Source organism: Microbacterium sp. ZW CA_36, from assembly GCF_044987475.1.
Taxonomy (GTDB): Bacteria; Actinomycetota; Actinomycetes; order Actinomycetales; family Microbacteriaceae; genus Microbacterium.
In genome coordinates this window covers 1-2289 of the sequence record NZ_JBJDRL010000131.1, presented here as the reverse complement: position 1 = coordinate 2289, position 2289 = coordinate 1, and the positions used below count along the sequence as shown (strand labels likewise).

The window sequence follows — 2289 nt, the reverse complement described above, 5'->3', positions numbered from 1 at the left end:
GAAGGGCGCGGACCCGGACGACGTCCTCGCGCTGGACGCGGGGCTCGCGCGCCTGGCGGCGCTGGTGGACGCGGATCCGGATGCCGCGGGCGCCGGTGCAGCGGGCGGCACCGGTTTCGGCCTGCTGGCGTGGGGCGCCCGGCTCGTGCCCGGCTCGGCGGCGGTGGCAGACCTGGTGGGACTGGCCGATGCCGTGGCCCAGGCGTCGTTCGTCGTCACGGGCGAGGGCTCGTACGACGGTCAGTCGGCCGCCGGCAAGGTCCCGGCCCACGTGGCGGCGATCGCCACCTCGGCGGGCGTGCCGGTCGGACTGGTCGCGGGTCGGATCACGGCGGACGCCGATGTCTCGGACTTCGCCGCGACGGCGTCGCTTACGGAGCTCGCCGGCTCGGGTGCGGCGGCGATGGCAGACGCCGGGCGCTGGCTCGAGCAGGCGGGCGCGCAGCTCGCGCGGCGGTCGCCGAGCGCTGACGGCGCAGCCGATCCCCGGGTGTCGTGAAGGTTCGAGGCGTTTCGTCTGCGGGCGCCAGAGCGCCCTCCGCTCAACGACCGGAATCACGCGGTGGCCGAGCGAGCCGTCGGGCGGCCGGAGGTTGTGCATGCTCCGTTGTTTCCGGTCGTTGAGCGAGCGAGGAACGAGCGAGACGAAACGCGTGGGGGATCCGGTACTCCCGGATTCCGGTCGTTGGCCGCGCGCGCCAGATCGCGCCCGCCGTCTGTGCGTGCTCCGTTGTCTCCGGTCGTTGAGCGAGGGAGGAACGAGCGAGACGAAACGCGTGGGGATCCAGAGGCGCCGGGCGGCCGGAGGTTGGGCGTGCTCCGTTGTTTCCGGTCGTTGAGCGAGGGAGGACCGAGCGGGACGAAACGCGTGGGGATCCAGAGGCGCCGGCCCGCCGCTGGACGCCCTTCGACAGGCCCAGCGACCGGCCGGCTCAGCGACCGGCCGGCTCAGCGACCGGCCTGCTCAGCGGCCGGTGTGGAGTACGCCGTTGCGGCGGTGCGGCAGCGACGCGAGGCTGGCGTCGCGGAGCACCTCGGGCAGCAGGGCCTCGGGAGCGTCCTGGAACACCACGGGCCGCAGGAACCGGCGGATCGCCGTCGCGCCCACCGAGGTGTGCAGCGAGGTCGTCGCCGGCCACGGACCGCCGTGCTGCTGCGACCAGGTGACGGCCACGCCGGTCGGCCACCCGGCGAAGAGCACGCGTCCGGCCTTGCGGGTCAGCACCTCGAGCACGGCCGCGACGTCGTCCGACGGCTCGGAGTGCAGCGTCGCGGTCAGCGATCCCGGCACCGCTTCGAGGGCGGCGTGCAGCTCCTCGTCCGACGAGTAGCGCACGAGCAGCGTGACCGGGCCGAAGCACTCCTCCAGCAGCGTCTCGGGGCGCGCGGCGACGGCCGCGGCATCCGTCGACAGCACCACAGGCTGGGCCGAGCCGGGCTCCGCGGGCATGCCGTGCGCCACGACGACCACCGACGGGTCGGCTTCGAGGTGCTCGATGCCCGACGGGAAGGCGGCGGTGATGCGGTCGGTGAGGAGCGGTCCGCCGCTCGAGCCCTCCGCGAAGCCCGCGACGAGGTCCTCGAAGCCGGCACCCTCGGGTACGAAGACGACGCCGGGCTTGGTGCAGAACTGGCCCACGCCGAGCGTGAACGATCCGACGAGACCCTGGGCGAGCGCCTCGCCGCGCGCGGCGACCGCGGCGGGGGTGATCACGACCGGGTTGACCGAGCCCAGCTCGCCGTAGAACGGGATGGGGTCGGGGCGTCCGGCCGCGAGGTCGAAGAGGGCGCGTCCGCCGCCGAGCGAGCCGGTGAAGCCGGCGGCCTGGATGACGGGATGCTGCACGAGCGCGTTGCCGGCTTCGCGGCCCTCGACCAGCGCGAGGGATCCTTCGGGGGCGCCGGCGTCGACGAGCGCGGCGGCGACGATCGCGGCCGTGCGCTCCGACAGGCGAGGGTGGCCCGAGTGCGCCTTCACGATGACGGGGTTTCCTGCGGCGAGGGCCGAGGCGGTGTCGCCGCCCGCCACCGAGAACGCGAAGGGGAAGTTCGATGCCGAGAACACCGCGACCGGCCCCACCCCCACGAGCATGCGGCGCAGCTCGGGACGCGGCGGGGTGGCCGAGGCGTCGGCGTCGTCGACGGTGAGCTCGAGGTACGAGCCCTCCTCGACGACCGTCGCGAACAGGCGCAGCTGGCCAGTGGTGCGGCCGACCTCGCCGCGAAGGCGCGTCGCGCCGAGCCGCGTCTCCGCGTCGGCGATCTCGACGAGCTCGTCGAGATCGCCGA

General features: G+C 74.6%; 2 protein-coding genes. One reads left to right on the top strand and one right to left on the bottom strand.

The genetic code is table 11. From position 1 onward, the window contains the following. Positions 1-499 (top strand): glycerate kinase (locus tag ACI3KX_RS22015; protein WP_404911086.1); only part of this gene is annotated, 499 nt, incomplete at its 5' end. Between the two features lie 465 nt (positions 500-964). Here ACI3KX_RS22015 and ACI3KX_RS22010 read toward each other — a convergent pair. After that, positions 965-2289 (bottom strand): aldehyde dehydrogenase (NADP(+)) (locus tag ACI3KX_RS22010; RefSeq protein WP_404911085.1); only part of this gene is annotated, 1325 nt, incomplete at its 5' end.